General features: G+C 61.4%; 19 protein-coding genes and 1 tRNA gene. 13 read left to right on the top strand and 7 right to left on the bottom strand.

The window, feature by feature from the left end; genetic code table 11:
- Positions 1 to 21: 21 nt before the first annotated feature.
- The 3 genes from ACFQJB_RS03050 to ACFQJB_RS03040 all read left to right on the top strand — a co-directional run bounded on the left by ACFQJB_RS03050 (position 22) and on the right by ACFQJB_RS03040 (position 1,836).
- On the top strand, positions 22 to 390 hold the full coding sequence (locus ACFQJB_RS03050; protein ID WP_379723811.1) for a response regulator: 369 nt from the start codon (positions 22 to 24) through the stop codon (positions 388 to 390).
- The gene (locus ACFQJB_RS03045; protein WP_379723808.1) at positions 342 to 1,610 is read left to right on the top strand and encodes a DUF7504 family protein; all 1,269 of its coding nucleotides are present in this window, start codon (positions 342 to 344) and stop codon (positions 1,608 to 1,610) included. Before ACFQJB_RS03050 ends, ACFQJB_RS03045 begins: the two co-directional genes overlap by 49 nt.
- A gap of 151 nt (positions 1,611 to 1,761) precedes the next feature.
- Positions 1,762 to 1,836: transfer RNA gene (locus ACFQJB_RS03040), tRNA-Met, on the top strand.
- A 114-nt stretch (positions 1,837 to 1,950) separates the two neighbouring features.
- On the opposite strand, the gene ACFQJB_RS03035 is transcribed toward ACFQJB_RS03040, so the two are convergent.
- The gene (locus tag ACFQJB_RS03035) at positions 1,951 to 2,151 is read right to left on the bottom strand and encodes a hypothetical protein (RefSeq protein WP_379723805.1); all 201 of its coding nucleotides are present in this window, start codon (positions 2,149 to 2,151) and stop codon (positions 1,951 to 1,953) included.
- Between the two features lie 241 nt (positions 2,152 to 2,392).
- On the opposite strand from ACFQJB_RS03035, the gene ACFQJB_RS03030 reads away from it, so the two are divergent.
- A complete protein-coding gene (locus ACFQJB_RS03030; RefSeq protein ID WP_379723802.1) occupies positions 2,393 to 2,776 on the top strand; it encodes a DoxX family protein in 384 nt (127 codons plus the stop codon).
- A gap of 113 nt (positions 2,777 to 2,889) precedes the next feature.
- Complete coding sequence (locus ACFQJB_RS03025; RefSeq protein ID WP_379723799.1) at positions 2,890 to 3,759, top strand: CheF family chemotaxis protein; 870 nt, start codon at positions 2,890 to 2,892, stop codon at positions 3,757 to 3,759.
- A gap of 24 nt (positions 3,760 to 3,783) precedes the next feature.
- Here ACFQJB_RS03025 and ACFQJB_RS03020 read toward each other — a convergent pair whose 3' ends face one another.
- From ACFQJB_RS03020 to ACFQJB_RS03010, 3 genes are all read right to left on the bottom strand, one after another.
- Positions 3,784 to 4,068: a DUF357 domain-containing protein gene (locus ACFQJB_RS03020; protein WP_379723796.1), complete on the bottom strand. Its 285-nt coding sequence runs from the start codon at positions 4,066 to 4,068 to the stop codon at positions 3,784 to 3,786.
- Between the two features lie 51 nt (positions 4,069 to 4,119).
- Positions 4,120 to 4,290: a hypothetical protein gene (locus ACFQJB_RS03015; protein WP_379723793.1), complete on the bottom strand. Its 171-nt coding sequence runs from the start codon at positions 4,288 to 4,290 to the stop codon at positions 4,120 to 4,122.
- Positions 4,291 to 4,367: 77 nt separating this feature from the next.
- Entirely contained in the window at positions 4,368 to 6,479 is a 2,112-nt protein-coding gene (locus ACFQJB_RS03010; RefSeq protein WP_379723790.1) for a DEAD/DEAH box helicase, read from the bottom strand.
- A gap of 105 nt (positions 6,480 to 6,584) precedes the next feature.
- On the opposite strand from ACFQJB_RS03010, the gene ACFQJB_RS03005 reads away from it, so the two are divergent.
- From ACFQJB_RS03005 to ACFQJB_RS02990, 4 genes are read left to right on the top strand one after another with little or no spacing between them, the layout of a single operon-like run.
- Positions 6,585 to 7,769 carry a CBS domain-containing protein gene (locus ACFQJB_RS03005; RefSeq protein ID WP_379723787.1) on the top strand — a complete coding sequence of 395 codons (1,185 nt, stop codon included), beginning with the start codon at positions 6,585 to 6,587 and terminating at the stop codon, positions 7,767 to 7,769.
- A 54-nt stretch (positions 7,770 to 7,823) separates the two neighbouring features.
- Positions 7,824 to 8,333 (top strand): metallophosphoesterase, encoded by a 510-nt coding sequence (locus ACFQJB_RS03000; protein WP_379723784.1) that lies wholly within the window; start codon positions 7,824 to 7,826, stop codon positions 8,331 to 8,333.
- Positions 8,334 to 8,378: 45 nt separating this feature from the next.
- Positions 8,379 to 8,525: a hypothetical protein gene (locus ACFQJB_RS02995; protein WP_379723781.1), complete on the top strand. Its 147-nt coding sequence runs from the start codon at positions 8,379 to 8,381 to the stop codon at positions 8,523 to 8,525.
- 33 nt (positions 8,526 to 8,558) lie between these two features.
- Positions 8,559 to 9,740: an inorganic phosphate transporter gene (locus ACFQJB_RS02990; RefSeq protein WP_379727938.1), complete on the top strand. Its 1,182-nt coding sequence runs from the start codon at positions 8,559 to 8,561 to the stop codon at positions 9,738 to 9,740.
- A gap of 43 nt (positions 9,741 to 9,783) precedes the next feature.
- Here the strand turns inward: ACFQJB_RS02990 and ACFQJB_RS02985 are convergent, their stop codons facing one another.
- Positions 9,784 to 11,145, bottom strand: coding sequence for a hemolysin family protein (locus ACFQJB_RS02985; RefSeq protein ID WP_379723778.1), 1,362 nt, complete (start codon positions 11,143 to 11,145; stop codon positions 9,784 to 9,786).
- 111 nt (positions 11,146 to 11,256) lie between these two features.
- Between ACFQJB_RS02985 and ACFQJB_RS02980 the strand changes: the two genes are divergently transcribed.
- Both ACFQJB_RS02980 and ACFQJB_RS02975 read left to right on the top strand, forming a co-directional pair.
- The gene (locus ACFQJB_RS02980) at positions 11,257 to 11,502 is read left to right on the top strand and encodes a DUF7561 family protein (RefSeq protein ID WP_379723775.1); all 246 of its coding nucleotides are present in this window, start codon (positions 11,257 to 11,259) and stop codon (positions 11,500 to 11,502) included.
- Positions 11,503 to 11,597: 95 nt separating this feature from the next.
- Entirely contained in the window at positions 11,598 to 13,400 is a 1,803-nt protein-coding gene (locus ACFQJB_RS02975; RefSeq protein WP_379723772.1) for a helicase C-terminal domain-containing protein, read from the top strand.
- Here ACFQJB_RS02975 and ACFQJB_RS02970 read toward each other — a convergent pair.
- Positions 13,397 to 13,480, bottom strand: a complete 84-nt coding sequence (locus ACFQJB_RS02970) for a surface glycoprotein (protein WP_379727936.1) — start codon at positions 13,478 to 13,480, stop codon at positions 13,397 to 13,399. The genes ACFQJB_RS02975 and ACFQJB_RS02970 overlap by 4 nt on opposite strands.
- A 224-nt stretch (positions 13,481 to 13,704) precedes the next feature.
- Here ACFQJB_RS02970 and ACFQJB_RS02965 point away from each other — a divergent pair, with 224 nt between their 5' ends.
- Together ACFQJB_RS02965 and ACFQJB_RS02960 are read left to right on the top strand one after the other, a co-directional pair.
- On the top strand, positions 13,705 to 13,887 hold the full coding sequence (locus ACFQJB_RS02965) for a hypothetical protein (RefSeq protein ID WP_379723769.1): 183 nt from the start codon (positions 13,705 to 13,707) through the stop codon (positions 13,885 to 13,887).
- 125 nt (positions 13,888 to 14,012) lie between these two features.
- Complete coding sequence (locus ACFQJB_RS02960; RefSeq protein ID WP_120084099.1) at positions 14,013 to 14,330, top strand: hypothetical protein; 318 nt, start codon at positions 14,013 to 14,015, stop codon at positions 14,328 to 14,330.
- Between the two features lie 27 nt (positions 14,331 to 14,357).
- On the opposite strand, the gene ACFQJB_RS02955 is transcribed toward ACFQJB_RS02960, so the two are convergent.
- Positions 14,358 to 18,029 (bottom strand): LAGLIDADG family homing endonuclease, encoded by a 3,672-nt coding sequence (locus ACFQJB_RS02955; protein ID WP_379723766.1) that lies wholly within the window; start codon positions 18,027 to 18,029, stop codon positions 14,358 to 14,360.
- Positions 18,030 to 18,109 lie beyond the last annotated feature (80 nt).

The following is an 18,109-nucleotide window of genomic DNA, read 5'->3' as shown; positions in this document are numbered from 1 at the left end:
CCGGAACCCGTTTTGTACGCTATGGTTGCGGTGCCACAACTGCTGTATGTAGACGATGATGCTGACACGGCAGCGTCCCGTACTGAGACGCTCTCATCGGACTACGACTTTGCAGTGCGTACCGCCAGCGACGTGGCTACCGCACAAGCAGCCCTGGAGACCCACGACATCGATTGTGTCATCAGCGAGTTCCGCCTCGGCGACGACGACGGCCTTGACCTGCTGTCGTACGTGCGCTCGGAACACGGCTCACTGCCAGTGATTCTCCTCATCGACGACGAGCCCGAAGATATCGCCCGCGACGCCTTCAAATCCGGCGCGACCGATCTCTTCCCCGGTCGATGGTCGAACTCTCCTACGAGCCGCTGGTCGATCGGATCCGCGAGCTGACGACCGACCCGACAGAGACGGCCGCCGAGGAGTTGACGGCGAGTACGAACGGCGACAGCGCTAATGCGGCCACATCCAGGTCGACTTCGTCAGCACAACCCGCCGCAGCCGCCACCACGGGTGAGACGACAAGTGCTGATGCTCCCGATTCGGCGGCGAGCGACGACACGACAGCCGGAGAGACAACGAGCGGTGACACAGCAACCGGCAACAGCGCGGCCGACACGGCAGCAAGCGATGACACAGCAACGGCAGCCACCAACGGCGCAAGCGATGATCTCGCCGTCTCCGATCTGGACATCGATCAGCTCCGGGCGCTCCCGAAAGACGAGTTGATCGCGCTGCTCGCGGAGATCATCGGCGACAGCGACGAACCCGCAACCGAGTCGGCTGAGGCGATGGCCGAAACCATCGATCCGACGGGTGATACCGACAGCAACGCGAGCGCACAGTCGGCATCATCCGAGACAGCCGGTGGTTCCGCGTCGACACCAAGCGAGCCAGCGACGACCGACGACGCGACGGCCAGTGAGGAACCGACAACCGACCCGGATACCGCGACGACGACCCCTGAGCCGGACACTGCTGCGGCGACCCCTGAATCAGACCCCACCGACATGGAGTGGGAAACCGATGAGGGCTACCATCGCCCGTCGGGACTTGATCTCTCGCCAGGGACGACAGTGCTCGTGCAGTGTGGCTCACAGGACGCCCGCAAACACGACGCCCGAGAGGATCTCCTCGGCCTGACCGAGACAACCGATCGTAACATCCTCCTGATCCAGTATCGGTCGATGAACACCGACCGGTTGGCCGAGATCGCCAAATCCGCCCAGCGAGTCAAGGTTATCACCGTCGGCTGTTCGCAGTCGGTGCCGAACGCCGTCAGCGACACCGTTGAGGTTGTCAACATCAACAACCCAAACGACGTGACACGGCTTGGCATCCTCTCGACGAAAACACTGGACGACTGGCAGGCCCTCGATGGCGGGATCAGTGTCGCACTCGACCCGCTCGATGTGCTGTTCCGGTACAAATCCGTCGAGGGTACCTTCCGGTTCCTCCACATCTTCCTCGGCAAACTCAGTGCCGGCGGTGCGGTCAGTTCCTTCTTCGTCAATCCCTCGGCCAGTAACCCACAGGATGTGAACACGCTCAAACCGCTGTTCGATCACATTCTGACGGTGGATGACGCGGGTGTTGATCTGGAAGGCGGTTAATTGGGGAACGCGATCGCTGGAAAAAGCGGGGCGCAACCGGGCGGCATGATGGACTGACTGTGGGTATCATGACATCATCCCACATCATCGAAAACTGCCATACTGCGAGTCGATCATAACGCTTAACCGTAACTGTGGCATCGGTTCTGGTAGCGGGATGGGATAGCCAGGAGATTCCGCCGGGCTCATAACCCGGAGATCGGTAGTTCAAATCTACTTCCCGCTACTTCTCACCGAACGTTGCCAACTCAACAGCGCAGTCTGTCCTCTCACTGATCTGCTGATGTGGGTCTTCGGAACCGAGTCAGATCAGCAAAAAATTCGAGGGGTCGGCACCGCACTACCGCAGTTGTTTCACCGGTGCGTAGCCGCGAGCCTCAAGTTTCCGTTCGACGCGTTCCGATTTTGCGTCGACGGCAGCAGCGGCAGGTGTCTGTTGTCGCTGGGCCTGTCGACGGCAGCGTTCTTGGGTCATCCAGCGGGATTTCTCTTCGTCGGTCATGGCCGCCCAGTCGGGCGGGAGGTCGTAATCGTGTCTCATAGCGTCGGTCTGGGCAGTTGTATGGTACAGCGACACATATATACGCCTTTTCGATATTGTTCATACGTTGGGTGTTTGGCGTATTTTAGATTTGTGTCGGCTCATTCAGTGCAATTATACAAAAGAAACAGCGTATTATTCGGCGTTTAACACCGTTGTGATTAACTATTGAGGTTCGGTGCGATCTGAGAGACCTTGGCGTTTATATCCCCGTAGCGTCTACCGCCTGTGAGATACTATCATGGAATCAGATACTACTGACACCCTCTCGACGCTGGGACGGGTGTTGTTCGGCCTTGGCGTCGCCCTCCAAGCGACCGAAGATTTCCGCGAGATGGATGAAACGATCGAGTATGCCGACTCCGCCGACGTGCCGTTACCAGAGATAGCGGCCCCGTTTGCCTCTGGGATGATGGTCGTCGGCGGACTCGGGACAGCCCTCTGGCGGTTCCCACGGCTGGCGACCGGCGCGGTGGCGACGTTTCTGGCGGTGGTGACGCCGACGATGCACGACTTCTGGAACGCCGAGCCCGACGACAAAAGCGGCGAGCGACTGGCCTTTTTCGGGAATCTCGCCATGTTCGGGGCTGCCTTGGCGTTCCTTCGGGCGGCGTACAATCGGTAGCGACGGACGGTCGCAGTGGCGATGTCGTCGCTGCTGACAACGGGCATATCGAGCTAAATACATCGTCGGGTGATCCGAAATATACAATACCATGTTTGAATAATGAGTAAGTCATGAGTGAGGAGGTCGTCGCGGATTTCACCGGAAAGCTCCTCACCGAGGATATCGAGCAACTCAAACCTGTCAAAGGACGTGTACTTCTCAACCGCGAACAGTTGGTGCTCGTAACAGGCGAGGGCAAAGAGACCATCTTTCTCTCGAAGATCGTTAGCACAAATCCCGGGTCGGTCGCCGACAGCGTCTCACAGTTTCTTGAGGAAGCGATCGCCATCGCCTACGAGCGAAACGGAACCCGTCGGCAGGCGATCATCGGCGGCAGCCCGGAGACGATCGCCAAGTTTCGGACGCTGCTGTTCAAACTCCTGATCGGCAAACAGACCGTTATCGCCAAACATCCCGCCAAACGCGGCGGTCGGGTGACCGACGCGCCGGCGAGAAAGATGCTCCTGGATCTCTCGGAGTCCGCAATCGAGCTTACCTTAGACGACAAAACGGCCCGCATCAACGTTGAGGCGGTCATCGGGTTCGAACACGAACAGCGGGAGCTGATGGATCGTGCCCGGCCGACGTTGATCCTCGATCACGCCGCCGGGAGCACAACGCTCACAACCTATATTTCGCTCCTCAGCAAGCGGAAGCTCACCTTCCTGAGTCAGTTTGTGCGGCTCAACTACAGCAAGGTTGTCGACGACGTGCGACAGACCGAGGTCAGCGATACCGAAACCCAAGCGCTCATCTCGCTGTACAGTGCCGGCGGCAACGCGTCGCTGGATGGGATCGTCACCGACGACGACACCGACGCACAGACCGTCGCCGAGCATCTGCTGGAAAAAGAGCTTGTCACCGAAGAGGAGGGCGTCCTCTATCTCACCTCTCGGGGCGAGATCGTCGTCACCGAACAGCTGGAATCGGTCAACGAGTGATCCGGCTCGCGCCGAGTCCCACAGTCACATCGTAAACAGTTCGGTGTCGTCGGGCACCGAAAACAGCCCCATTCGAACGCCACAATCGAGCCAGCCGTAGCCGTAGGAAAACGCTGCTAAGGCGTTAACTGGGTCGTTAGCCGCCCGGAAATGTCGTCCATCGCGTAGATACGACTCAGCCATCTCTCGACAGTCGGCGGCGGCCTCGCCAAACGGCGTCTCGGCCGGCGGTTGTATCGTCGCCGCCGCCAACGCATCGGCCAACATCTGCTCGTAGCGATCCGTCTTTTCGGCAAGGTCAGCAGCCATATCGGCCGTCTCGCCGGCCAGTCGGAAAGCCGTTCGGCCTGTCGGCCGCCGTTACTCCGTCGCGGCCTGTTTCAGGATCAACGGCGTCATGACTGCATCCAGGGCGGCAATCCCGTAGGCGACGAGTTGGACGGTGCCAGTAAGGAAGAAGTACGAGACAGCAGCGACCATGATCGCACCGGAGAGGCCGATTCCCCACCGGAATATCGGATTCTGTAACATACCAGTCTAATCAGACGCGACCACAAAAACGCCCGCTATCGCTTCGAGATTCGTTTTAGTGACAACAGATGGCACACTCACAACTCCTCGTCGGCCAACTCCTGTTCGGCGACGATCTCGTACGGCGACAGCCCGTTTCGGATCGCATCCAGCAGCCGGAACGCGTCATCCGGCGAGAGGAAGTGTCGGGTGACCGCTCGGCCCATCTGGGTCGGTTGCAGTCCGTCGATGAACTCCCACTCCAGTAGCTTCCCAACCGCACGCTGGGTGTCGATCTCGCCGAGCATCCGGTCGTTGAGCCGCTTGGCTGACTCGCCGGCGACAGTGATGTTGGCCAGGGTTTCCTCGACAGCGGCGGCTTGATCGTAGACGTTGCGCACGTCCTCCATCTCGCCTTTTAGGAGTTTGAACGCGACCTCATCTTCGGTCATCTCCATCGAGTTATGATAGGTGCAGTCGGGTTCGATCAGCATGTAGACCGTCCCCTTGTCGTGGTAGTCAGGGCGGCCCGCCCGGCCGAGCATCTGGCTGAACTCCTGGACGGAGAGCCACTCGATACCCATCGCTAACGAATCAAAGATCACCTGCGAGGCGGGGAAGTCGACGCCGGCGGCGAGGGCGGCGGTGGTGACAACCGCTGAGAGTTCCTGATCGAGGAATTTGCCTTCGACCTGTTTGCGCTTTTTGTAGTCGAGGCCGGCATGATATGGCGCGGAGTCATACCCCAGCTTTCGGCTGATCGAATGACAGCGTCGCCGCGAGTTGGTGAAGATGATCGTCTGCCCACGGTACCCTTTCGAGGATTTCTGGTCGAAGGCGCGCTTGACGAGTTTGTCTTCTAACCGGAGTTTCTCGCGTTCGTCGGCGAAGGTGACGTGTCGCTCGATCGGAACGGGTCGCTCTTCGAATTCGATCAGCGTCGCACCGAGTCGCTTGGCCAGCCACTCGGGGTTGCCGACGGTCGCCGAGAGATAGAGCCACTGTGCGCCGCTGTAGGTGCTTCGTGTGTCGGCGCGCTCCTCACAATAGTATTTCAGCCGCGAGATGAGGCCATCGAGGCGGTGGCCACGTTCCGGCTCTTTGAGCGTGTGCACCTCGTCGATGACGACAGTGCCGATGTCGCCGAGATCCTTGCCCGTCCGGAGGGCGTGGTCGATCCCCTCGTAGGTACCAACGATCACGTCCGCGCCGGGATCGAACCGCGTCCCGTCGTCGTTGATCCGACTCGCGCCGACCCGGATCGTTACATCGAGGCCGAGGTCACCGTAGCGATCCCGGAAGTCCTCGTGCTTCTGATTTGCGAGGGCGACAAGCGGGACGAGGAAGAGCATCGTCCCCTCACCGGTCAGCGCGCGATTGATCCCGGCGAGTTCGCCGATCAGTGTTTTCCCGGTCGCCGTCGCGCTGACGACAAGTTGGTCGTCGCCATCCGCTCGCGGGCGTTGCCCGCTCGCGTGGTTCGCGGAACTTCGTTCCGCGCCATCGAACAGCCCGTTGCGTACGGAGAGGCTTTGCACCGGCAGCAACTCGTCAAACCGGGATTCGAGCATCGACTGTAGCTGCGGATGAAGCCCGAGGTCGGCCGTCTGGACGGGATCAACGTCGTCGACGGTCGCGCTGATGGTGTCGAACTTCGTGAGGTCGGGATCAAGTTCCCCCGACAGCAGATCGACGATCCGGTCGAGATCCTGCACCTCAAGCAGTAAGTCCTCCAGTCGTTCCTGGGCTTGGCCGGTAAACTGGCCCTTGTAGGCGAGTTCGCGCTCTAACTCCTCGCGGGCACAATCCGGACAGATATGCTCACGGTCGGTTTTGATCGCGGTTTCCTCGGTGATCGGGGAGTACGCGCCGTCGTTGGCGCAGTACCGACAGGTGCGGACGACCTTCGCCGAGAGTTGGTAGCCATCAAGGAGTTCCTGGAGCTCCTGGCGACCCTCCGTGGAGGTTTGTTGAGAGATCCGGATGCGGGTCGCTGCCCGCGCGATATCAACAAACTCCTGGGGATCGCGGGGCTCCGCGGAGCTTCCGGTTTCCGTGCGAAACTTCCCTGGCCGCGGGCCGGCATGCGTTTCTTTACAGTCGAGGGTGCCGTGAAACACGCGCTCGCCGTCACGAAGGGCGACAACGCGGTAGCTGTCGCCGTCGGCATGCAGGAACAGCGTCTCGACGGCGGCGGCCTGCTGGGACACGATCAGGGGGTACGACAGCGGCCTATTTGAGCGGTTCGCTTGCCAGCCACATTGGATTCGTGTAGCGAAAGCCACGTTAATACCCACGGAGGACAACTACCCGATATGCGTGGCCTTCGTCTCGGACGGGTCTTTGGAATCCCCGTCCAGCTCAATTGGACGTTTCTGTTGATCCTCCCGATCTTTGCGTGGATTATCGGCTCCGACATCGTTCGGCTGACCGAACTCGTCAACGACCTCCTTGGGAGTGCGATCGCCAGCGATCCCCTCACTGTCGGGCTGACGCCGTGGCTGCTCGGCACAGCCGCCGCCGGTGGCCTCTTTGGTGGCGTGTTACTCCATGAGTTCGGCCACTCGCTGATGGCGATGCGGTACGATGTCGAGATCGACTCGATTACCCTCTGGCTGCTTGGCGGCGTCGCCAGCTTCAAAGAGATCCCCGAAGACTGGCGCCAGGAGTTCAACATCGCCATCGCCGGCCCGGTTGTCAGCGTGCTGCTCGGCGGCATCGCCTTTATCGTCTTTCAGACGCTGCCGGCGACCCTCGATCCGGTTCGCTTCGTCGTCGGCTACCTCGCGTTGATGAACGTCGGCCTCGCAGTCTTCAACATGCTGCCGGGATTCCCGATGGACGGCGGCCGGGTGCTACGCGCGCTGTTGGCCCGCAATCGACCCCACGCCCGGGCGACACAGCTTGCCTCCGAGGTCGGCAAGACCTTCGCGTTTGTGCTGGGCCTGTTTGGGCTGTTTGCGTTCAGCCCGCTGATGATCCTGCTGGCCTTCTTCATCTACATGGCCGCTTCCGGCGAGGCCCAACAGTCGATGCTGAAATCGGCGTTCCAGGGTGTCACCGTCGGTGATATCATGACAGCACGCCAGGAACTGCTCGTCGTTGACCCCGACACAACGATCAGCGATCTGTTGACGCGGATGTTGACCGAACGCCACACCGGCTACCCCGTCGTCGACAGCCGCGAGGAGCTGATCGGCATGGTCACATTAGATCACGCCCGCTCGATCAAGGAGGTCGAACGCGACGCCTACACTGTCGGCGATGTGATGGAACGCGATGTCACGGCCATCGCGCCGACCGCCGACGCCTTCACCGCTCTCCAGGCGATGCAGGAACACGGCGTCGGCCGGCTGCCCGTCGTCGACGAGGCGGGGAACCTCATCGGTATCGTCTCGAAAACCGATCTGATGACCGCGTTCAACGTCATTCAGAGCCGCGGTGATGCGACCTCGCTGATCGGTAGCTCGTCGGGCGCTGACATCCCCTCACTCAGGTAGGTGGAACTCGCCGACAGCGGTAGTTTTTCCCCATTGCATAGCTGAATGAGAGGTATGCTTACTGTCGTATCGGACACCCACAGCGTCCACGGCCACGAACTGAAAGGCCGGACGCTGCAGGCTGTTCGGGAGGCTGACCTCGTCATCCACGCCGGCGACTTCATGCGGGCGGCGGTACTCGACGCCTTCGAGGCCGAAGCCCGAAGCTTCCGCGGGGTCTACGGCAACAACGACGACAGCGAGATCCGCGATCGCCTCCCGGAGGCCCGTACCGTCGAATATGAGGGAGTCCGGTTTGCGGTCACCCATCGCGTCAGCGGCGCCCCAACGGAACTGACGCTGTTTGGCCGCGAACGCGACGCCGACGCCGTGATCTACGGCCACAGTCACAACCCCGGGGTCGACACGGGCGGCGAGCTGCCTCTCATCAACCCCGGCAGCCACGCCCAACCCCGCGGCTATCGAAAAGCCCATGCGGAACTGGAACCGACCGACGACGGCCTATCCGGGCGGCTTGTCACCCCCAACGACTACGTGATCGATACGTTCACACTGTCAGGGTAGCCCCCGACCGAAACGTCTTTCGGGCATGCCGGCGGTGGGGGAACCATGACTATCGCCGAGCTCCTCACCGATCCCGTGTTGTTGGGGATCCTCGCGGTGTTGTTAGCGTTCGTCTTTTTCGGCTATCTCCTCATGCGGCGTACCGTCCTCGGACTTCGAGAAGGCTATCGTGATGGCCAACGGCGGGAGTAACGTGGCCGAGACACACCACCGGAGCATCCCATGATCGGCGTTGAAACGCTGGCAACGTTTGGAATCGCCGCGGCGGCCAGTCTGTTTATGGCCTGGGCGATCGGGGCGGGCTCGTCAGGATCGACACCGTTTGCACCCGCGGTGGGAGCCAACGCTATCTCCGTCCTCCGGGCGGGCCTGATCGTCGGCGTCCTCGGGTTTTCTGGGGCGGTGCTGCAGGGAGCCAACGTCACCGAAGCCGTCGGGAGTGAACTGATTATCGGCGAGCCACTGACCGCCGGGGCCGCGATCGTCGGCCTGCTGACCGCAGCCGTTCTCGTCGCCCTCGGCGTCTTCGCCGGCTACCCGATCGCCACCGCCTTTACCGTCACCGGCGCGGTCGTCGGCGTCGGGCTGGCGATGGGTGGCGGGCCCGCCTGGGCGAAGTACGCCGAGATCCTCACGCTGTGGACGCTGACTCCGTTTGTCGGTGGCGGGATCGCGTATGCGATCGCCCGCCTCATCCGCGGGGATCGCTTCGATGAGGATCGCCTCATTGCTGGGTTGGCCGGCGTCGTCGGCGCGCTGATCGCCAACATCGGCTTTACCTTCCTCGGGCCGGCGGGCGAACAGGGCTCGATCGCCGGCACCCTTGGCGCGGCGACCGGGCTTTCGGCGACAGTCGGTGTCGTCGTTGCCACACTCGGCGTCGCGCTCACCGCGATGGCAACGCTGTGGCTCGCACTGAATCGGGATCGGGCGGCCGGCCAGCGACGCTTCCTCCTGTTTTTGGGCGGCCTGGTCGCCTTCTCGGCGGGCGGGAGTCAGGTTGGCCTGGCGATCGGGCCGCTGGTGCCACTGCTCGGGGATGGGATCGATATTCCGCTGTGGGCCGTGCTTGTCGGCGGCGGATTTGGGCTCCTGGTCGGCTCCTGGACGGGCGCGCCACGGATGATCAAGGCCATCTCACAGGACTACTCCTCGCTTGGGCCGCGGCGATCGATCGCGGCGTTGATCCCGTCGTTTGCGATCGCCCAAACCGCGGTCTACTTTGGCATCCCGGTGTCGTTCAACGAGATCATCGTCAGCGCAATCGTCGGCAGCGGGCTGGCCGCCGGCAACGCCGGGGTGAGCCGCGATAAGATGCTGTATACGGTGTTGGCGTGGGTCGGCTCGCTGGTTTCGGCGTTCGTCATCGGCTACGTGGTGTACACTGCCGTCCAGCTGCTCTTCTAACTCGTTGTTCGGCTGTTGCTCCCGGATTCCGTCACAAAAACAGCTACTCCGTCAACTCGGGTTCGTCGTCGCTTTCGGTTTTCGGATACTCGTCGGTGACGGTCAGCCGGGCTTTGAGGATGCGCGTACTGTCGACCTCCTCGATCTCGATGACGACGCCGTCGTACTCGAAGGTCTCGCCCTCCTCGACGAGCCGGCCAGCCCGGTTGAACACAAAGCCGGCCAGTGTTTCGAACTCTTGGCCTTCGGGGAGCTCGATGTCGAGTACCTCGTTGACCTCGTGGATGTTGACCTCGCCGCGGACGACGGTCGTCTGGTCGTCGAGGCGCTCAAAGGGCTCCTGTTCGTCGCCTTCGAGGATGTCGCCGACGATCTCTTCGACCATATCTTCGAGCGTGATGATCCCCTCAGTCGTCCCGAACTCATCGAGGACGACGACCATCTGGAGGCGGTTTTCCTGCATTTCGGCCAGTAGGTCGTCGACGTTTTTCGATTCGGGGACGTGGAGCGTCGGCTGGACGATATCTCTGAGCTCGCTTGTCCCCTCGCTGTACTGGTGTTCCCGCACCAGATCGCGGACGTTGACGACGCCGATGATGTTGTCGAGGTTACCGTCGTAGACGGGGACGCGGACGTGGTCGTGGCCGATACAGGCCTCGATGGCCTCCTCGATGGTGGCGTCCTCAGAGACGGCGGTGATGTCGAGTCGCGGCGTCATCACCTCCTTGGCGATCGTCGAGTTGAACGTGAAGATGCGCTTGAGCATCTCGCGTTCCTCCTCGTCGATGACGCCCTCGCGTTCGCCGGTTTCGATGATATCCTTGATCTCATCGCGGGTGACGTACGGCGATTCGATCGCCGAGGAACTGCCCATCGCCTTGTTGACGATGCGGGTCAGCTTATCGAAGACGATGATCAGCGGGAACAGCACGTACTCCGAGAGCTTGAGCGCGCCGGCGATCCGGAGGGCCCACGACTCGGTGTTTTCGACCGCGTAGGATTTCGGCGCGCTCTCGCCGAACAGCAGGACAACGGCGGTGATCCCGAACGTCGCCGCCACCACAGCCTGTCCCTGCGAGAGGTAGATGCCGAACAGCGCGGTCGCAATCGAGGACATGGCGATGTTGACGATGTTGTTGCCGACGAGGATCGTCACCAACAGCCGGTGTGGGTCGTCCTTGAGGGCTTTGACCGTCTCAGCGTTGGGAATCCCCTCCTCAACCATCGACTCGATGCGGTGTTGGGGCAGCGAGAAGAAGGCGATCTCGGAGGACGAAAAGAACGCCGACAGGCCGATCAACAGGACGATAGCGGCGATCCCGAGGCCGGTGATCGCCGTCGTGCTGAGGGCCGGCAGCTGGAGCAGCCCGCTGGCGAGAGAAATGCCTACAAGCGATAAGCCCATTGTCAGTGATCGTTCCTCCGCCCCGGAATTAAGCGTTGTCCTCGATACATGATGCGCCCATGTCGTCCCGCGAGCGGTGGACTAAAACCGGCGGACGCCCTCCTCTACCCAATGACAACGCGGCGGTGTGACGGCTGCGGCACGAAGGTCAAGATCGCCGGCGGGATCGGCGACATCTGGAGCTTTGACTTCGGGCCGACCGACGGCATGATCCTTGAACTCGCCGACGGCAGCGAGCACTTTCTCTGTCTCGACTGTGTTGACCGGCTGCCCGATGACCACGACCCAACCGCCGAGGACGTGGCTGCGTTGCCGACCGCCGACGATGCGGACGGATCGCCGGCTGACGAGGCGTAGCCTGATCAGCGCTGGCTCGTTTCGATCACGGTGTCGACGATCCGAGCGCCGCCGGGATCCCTACGTTTTTGCGGTCGGCCCTCCGACCGACGGCCGTGAAGCCCGCCCGTATCGTCGAATCCTTCCCAGCCCCCGAGTTTCGGGCTGGGCAAAACCAAGCCCTCAGCGACATCCAGTCGGCCTACGAGGCCGGCAACGACGTGGTGTTGGTGCGCGCGCCAACCGGCAGCGGAAAATCACTGCTGGCGCGGGCGATCATGGGCTGTGCGCGCTCGAAACAGACCGCCGAGCCCGCCCAGGCGACCGGCGCGTACTACACGACGCCGCAGGTCTCCCAACTCGACGATGTCGCCGCCGACTCGCTGCTCGACGATCTCAATATCATCCGCGGGAAGAGCAACTACACCTGCCTGCTGCCTGGCGAACACGACACGCCGGTCGATCAGGCCCCCTGTGCGCGGGAGTCCGGCTTCGACTGCTCGGTCAAACACCGCTGTCCGTACTTCTCCGACCGAGCGATCGCCTCCGCCCAGCCGTACGCGGCGATGACGCTGGCGTACTTCATGCAGACCGCCGGCTCCGACGTGTTCGGGAAACGCGATGTCGTCGTGATCGACGAAGCGCATGGACTGGCCGAGTGGGCCGAGATGTACGCAACGATCGAGATCTCCCCCGAGCGTGTGCCGGTCTGGGACGATGTCGGCGTCCCCGATATCGCCGGTGCCGACGACCCCCTCGATCGCACCGCCCGCTTTGCGGAGACGCTGGCAGGCGTCTGTTCGCAGGCAAAAGACGACCTGACCGCAAAGCCCGAACTCACACCCGAGGAGGTCGCCCGCCGTGACCGCCTGAACGAACTCATTTCTGAGCTCAACTGGTTCGCCGACGACTACCGCGAGCCCGAGAGTCAGACGACCTGGGTCGTCGATCAGTCCGGTGGGGAGGGGACAGCGATCACGATCAAACCGCTCGATCCCGCTCGGTATCTCCACCACACAGTCTGGGATCGCGGCGAGGCCTTCGCGCTATTGTCGGCGACGATTCTCAACAAAGAGGCCTTCTGTCGGCAGGTCGGCCTCGATCCCGACCGCGTCGCCCTGGTCGATGTCGAGCACACGTTCCCGGTCGAAAACCGCCCCCTCTATGATGTGACTCAAGGCAAGATGACCTACGAGCACCGCGAGACGACCCTTCCACAAATCGCTCGCCTGATCGTTCGGCTGATGGCCCACCACCCCGACGAAAACGGGTTGATCCACGCCCACTCCTACGCGATCGCCGAGGAGCTGGCCGACCGCCTTGCGGAGTTTGGCGTCGGCTCGCGGGTACGAACCCACACCAAAGTGAGCCGAGACGACGAACTCACGGCGTGGAAAGCCAGCGACGACCCCGAGGTCTTCATCGCGGTCAAAATGGAGGAAGCCCTCGACCTCAACGGCGACCTCGCCCGCTGGCAGGTGCTCTGTAAGGCCCCGTATCTCAACACGAACGACTCCCGGGTCGCCCGCCGACTCGAAGACGACCAGTGGGCGTGGTATCACCGGACGGCGTTGCGGACGGTGATTCAGGCCTGCGGGCGGGTGGTTCGCGCCCCCGATGACTACGGGGCGACCTATCTCGCCGATTCGAGTCTGTTGGATCTCTTTGATCGGGCCGCCGCCGACATGCCGCCGTGGTTCCGCGAGCAGGTCGATCGGTGTTCGCGGCCGACGCTCCCAGAGTTTGATCCGACGGCCGCCGTCGCCGGGATCGACGACCCAGCTGACACCCGGAGTCGCCAGCGATCTGTGACACAGCATCGCAGCGAGTCGGCATCGTCCAACGGGCAGACACGAACCGACGCTGACGCTGATCAACGGGCTGATCACCCGCTGTCGGATGTGTGGGGCGACGGCTAGATCAGCGTCGCGCCCCAAGCAACCATCGAGCCGACCATCAGCACGGTGAAGAGGACCGCAATGATCTGCTGTCTGTCCATACCCTTTCTACTAGAGCCGAGTAAGTTAGCTCCATTGACTTCGCACGATGCAGCGACGAATCGAACAGCACAACGCACCCAACTCTACTAGAAAATTTGAGATAGACATTCAGAGATTATTTGAGTTCAAATACAAACAAAAAAGTAGTTATTTCTATTTTACTGTCTTACTGCGACACTAATTCTCACAGTAGAATTATATTCTACTATCTTATACAGAGCGTATGGCCACAGATAGCCTACCGATCGCACTCACCCTGTATCGTTGTGGAACACTCAGCTTCACGCAGGCAGCGACGCGTGCCGGGCAGTCGCCGGAGACCTTCGCCCGCGTTCTCGACCGCTTCGGTGTCCCGTATCGCGGCGAGCAAACAGACCAGTCAACGTTCTCAGAACCAACAGCGTAGGCGGTTTGTCGCCCCGTTTCTCGACACCCGCACTCGGGTTCTGATTGTCATTCACTATCAGTACAGATAATTTGAAGCTGAGTATTATGTACGTGGCAACCCCTCTCACGAATGGAGGCACGCGTATGACAGCATCCGTAACCGACCCCTGTGGCCGGCTTGAACTGCCCCACGCCGAGGCATGGGCCGCCCACGCAACCGTCGAGCACTGGCTTCGAGACGCCGTCGACCGAACCACCGTCGACGATGTTCGTATCGAACGCGTCTCTCGAATTCTTGACCGACTCGAAGCCGACGGGGTATTCACAACGGACGAGCTGTCACTGCTCTGTGAGCTGTGTCGTGACCGCCTTGCGGCATCGGCCGTCCCCACGCGGGATCACTCCTCGCTGCGGGCGGTCATCGAGGCAGCTGAAACACAGCGCGAACGCTGTACACAGTAGCAAGGCGAAGAGGCCGACCGACGCTCGTCAGGTCGTCCGCAGGTGATCCTGCTTCGGTTCGTACACCTCGCCTTTTCGTCGCAACTTCTCAATCTCCTGTTCGGCTTTGGAGGCATCCATCCCGATCTCATCGGCCCGATCCAACACTTCCTCGATCGGCGCGCCTTCTTCGAATTCCTCTTCGATATCGCTGATGAGCCCCTTGATATTTTTAATCCGATCACGCTGCGTCTTCGAGGTGCCTGTCTCGACGACATCGGCGTCGAACTGCCCGGTTTCAGGGTCGACACCGATATCCTGTAGACAGGAGCGAACGATATCGACCGACCGATCGGCGTCTTCGGCCTCGACGGTATCAGAGAGGCGCACGCGCGCACTCGCCTCCGCCAGCCGGACGAGGGCTTCGAGTTTTCGGGCGGTGACCGGGATCGGGGCGTCCTCATCGGCCCCCTTCGAGCGGAGGTCGACGTAGAACTCCCGGATCGTCGCCTTCGCCTCGTCGGTCATCGTCGGGAAACAGGAGCGTTTTGCGTGGGCAACGTATTTCCGCAGGAGTTCGGCGTCGATCTCCGGGGCGACCTCCTCGGTCACGTCGTCGACCTGCTGTTGGGTAAACTCCGAGGTGGCGATCCGGTCGCGCTGGGTGTTTAGCTCGCCAGCGTAGTTCGTTTTGAGAATGTGGTCGGCGAGTTTGCCGTCGTGTTCGGGATCGGGTTGGTCAGTAACGGTGAAGATGAGGTCAAACCGCGAGATGAGCGCGGGTTCGAGGTCGATCTGCTCGCCGATCGGCTCATATTGGTCGAACCGGCCGTACTTCGGGTTGGCCGCGCCTAAAAGGGAGCAACGGGATTTCAGGGTGGCGTTGATGCCGGCCTTGGAGATGCTGATCTTCTGTTGTTCGAGCGCCTCGTGCATCGCCGAGCGGTCGTCGCTGGCCATCTTATCGAGTTCGTCGACCGCCGCGATCCCCTTATCGGCTAAGACGAGCGCGCCCGCTTCGAGCGTCCACTGCTGGCCGTCGCCGAAATCATCTTGGACAGCGGCGGCGGTGTTGTGTGTGACGAGACCGTTGCCAACGAAGTTGTGTGTTTCGGGGACGGTCAAATCGAAGACCTCCTTCTCGCCCGTGTTTTCGACGGCAACGACCTCGTCCCACCGCAACTCCGCGTCCACCACTTCACGGACGAGCGGTTCGGCGGGGCCGAGATCGATATCCTGCAGCATCGAGCGCGCCCGCGCCCGTCCGGGGTTGTCGCCGCGGTGGACGTTCATGTAGTATTCCCCGGCTGACCCTTCGGCAGTGGCGAGTGCCGACCCGACCGGCATCGTTTCGCGCTGGCGTCGTTCGGTGCTGATGATCTCCTGCAGTGCCTCCGCTTTCGCCGACGATGCAAAGCCGATGGTGTCGGCATAGCGGTCGATGTCCGCGCCATAGATTTCGATGTGCTGCTGGACGTGCTTGGATTCGATTGTTCCTCCGCTGGCGAGTTCGTACGTACCGCGCCGATCCCGTTCTCTGGTTCGTGCCCGGACGCCGTAGGTCTCCAACATCAACTGCACCTGTTCGGCGAGATCGTCACTGATCGTCGACATGAGAACGCTCGATCCACCGTCGTTGCGTGCCGAGACGGAGCCGTCGGCGTCCATGAGGCCGCGGAGGAACGCATCCGCGTGCGCCGCCGTGGTCAACCGTGGATCGAGTGCCAGCCCGTCCTTCGGCGTCTGCATCCCGGCGTTGGCGAACAGCCGGGCAATCGTCGCACTGTTGACCCGAATGCAGGGCACTTTGTCCGCCTGCCGTTCGATATCGGGGTGTTTGTCGAACTGTGCGTCGAAGATGTCAGCGGCGCGTTCGAGCAGCTGTGTGTCGCTGTTCGAGATCCGAACCATCCCGCGGTTGCCATCGCGGCGGTTCAGCGAGATATCCCCGTCTCCGAAAACGAGTCCGAGCAGGTACATGAGATCCTCGTCGAACGTCTTTGGAATCGTGATGCTGTCGCCGTGTCTGAGCATCGCCCGTTCGATACTGGCATCTTCGCGGGTCGCACCGACAGCCTCCAACATCCGATCGAGTTTGTCCAGCGGAACGTGGCGATTCTTGAGGTGGAGGTAGATGAAGTTCTCCGAGAGGTCGAGTGCTGCCGCGGCGTCCCGCAACGAGCCGAACTCCGCTGTCAGCTCCTCGCGGAGGAATTCGACCGTCTCCTCGGCGAGGCGTACCTTCTCAGTGGTCAACTCCAAGAACTCCCGAACGTCGACCTCCGACCGGTCGAGATCTGCGTACCGCGGTACTGCCACGTACTCACCGGGTTCGACCGCCGATATGTCGGTCCACTCCATCCCGTCGGATCCGCATGTGAGGACGGGCGTACTGAGGGATGCTTCGAGTTCTTTCCCATGGGCCGTCTCAAGCCGTCGACATTCCTTCTCGGGCATTCGCCACGCGTGCGACGACGTATCACTCTTCATTTCACCCGTCTCACGGTCGAAGGTCTGGAGCCCCACCTCCTTCTCGACGGCTGTCTCGTCGCTGACGGGGTCGGGCAACTCGCTTGTGACAAGTTCGTTGATTTGTCGAAAGCCCTCGTCGGTATGCACGAGCGTGTCACCTGTGACACACAGACCGGCCGAACTGCTGCCTTTCCCCGAGGTATACACCGACCGCGGGGCGATGTTTTCGATATATGACAACATCTGACTCTTTCCGGTCCCAGGGTCACCAATAAGAAGCATATGCAGATCGCCACGAATCCGTGATCCGTCGGGAAGATTCTTCGTCACGCCGGAGAACAACTGAAGGATCATCGCCAACTTCTCCTCTTCGTAGCCGTAGATCGCTGGCGCGACTGAGCCGACCATCTGGTCGTAGATATCGTCCTCGTTTGAGAGGGTGATGATCGTCTCGATGTCTGCCTGCTCGATATCCATATCCTCGAACTCCTCGTCCTCGACGGTGATCGAGACACCATCCATGTAGAGATCGAACAGCGAGGACTTCTCGTTGCCCTCCGACATCTGTTCGATGTGGAGCACGCCGACAGCGGTGACGTGATCGCCGGGGGTGACCTTCCCGGTGATGTCGTCCTCAACGTTCATATCGATACTCTGTGGCGTCTCGCCGCCGCGCAGGCCTTCGGGGCTCTCCTGGACGCGGATCTTCTGTGCATCGATAAACTCCGATTGGTCGAAGTTGATGCGGAACGGCCCTTGTCGCTCACAGCCCTGACACTCGTGGGGCTCCTGAAACTCGCCGTCCTGCTGGGGGATGTAGTTCATCGTCCCACAGCGTTGGCACTCGAAGGCGGAGTCGGTGATCTTCGGGCGCACGTCAGTGGCTTTGCGGACGATCCCTTGGACAGCGACGAGCTTGCCAATATGGTTGTCGTGGACGCGGATGCCGCGGATGTCGACGGATTCCGGGAGATTCCGTAGTCGGACGTGGGCGTTGCCGAGTTTGACATCCGCCGGCAGATCGTAGAGTCGGAGGGCTTCCTCGGCGTACTCTTGGAGCTGGTCGGGCTGGGAGCGATAATCCTCAGCAAGATCCGCATCGAACTGGTAAAGATCGTCGTAATCGATGTACAGCGACCGCTTTTCGTTGGGATACTGCTGGGCGAGCTGCCCGATCTCATCGCGGTAATAGTTGCGATAAAACTGGATGAACCGATCGGTGAGTTCTTGATTGGAGGCCTGCGCCATTGAGAGAGGCATAGGTCGGCATCGGTTATGAAAGTCCGGATCCCACAACCACCCTCAGTATTCGAGTCATGTACCATTAC

The sequence above is a fragment of the Halonotius sp. GCM10025705 genome, from assembly GCF_042662885.1.
GTDB classification, from domain to species: Archaea; Halobacteriota; Halobacteria; order Halobacteriales; family Haloferacaceae; genus Halonotius; species Halonotius aquaticus.
This window is presented reverse-complemented; position numbering and strand designations above follow the sequence as displayed.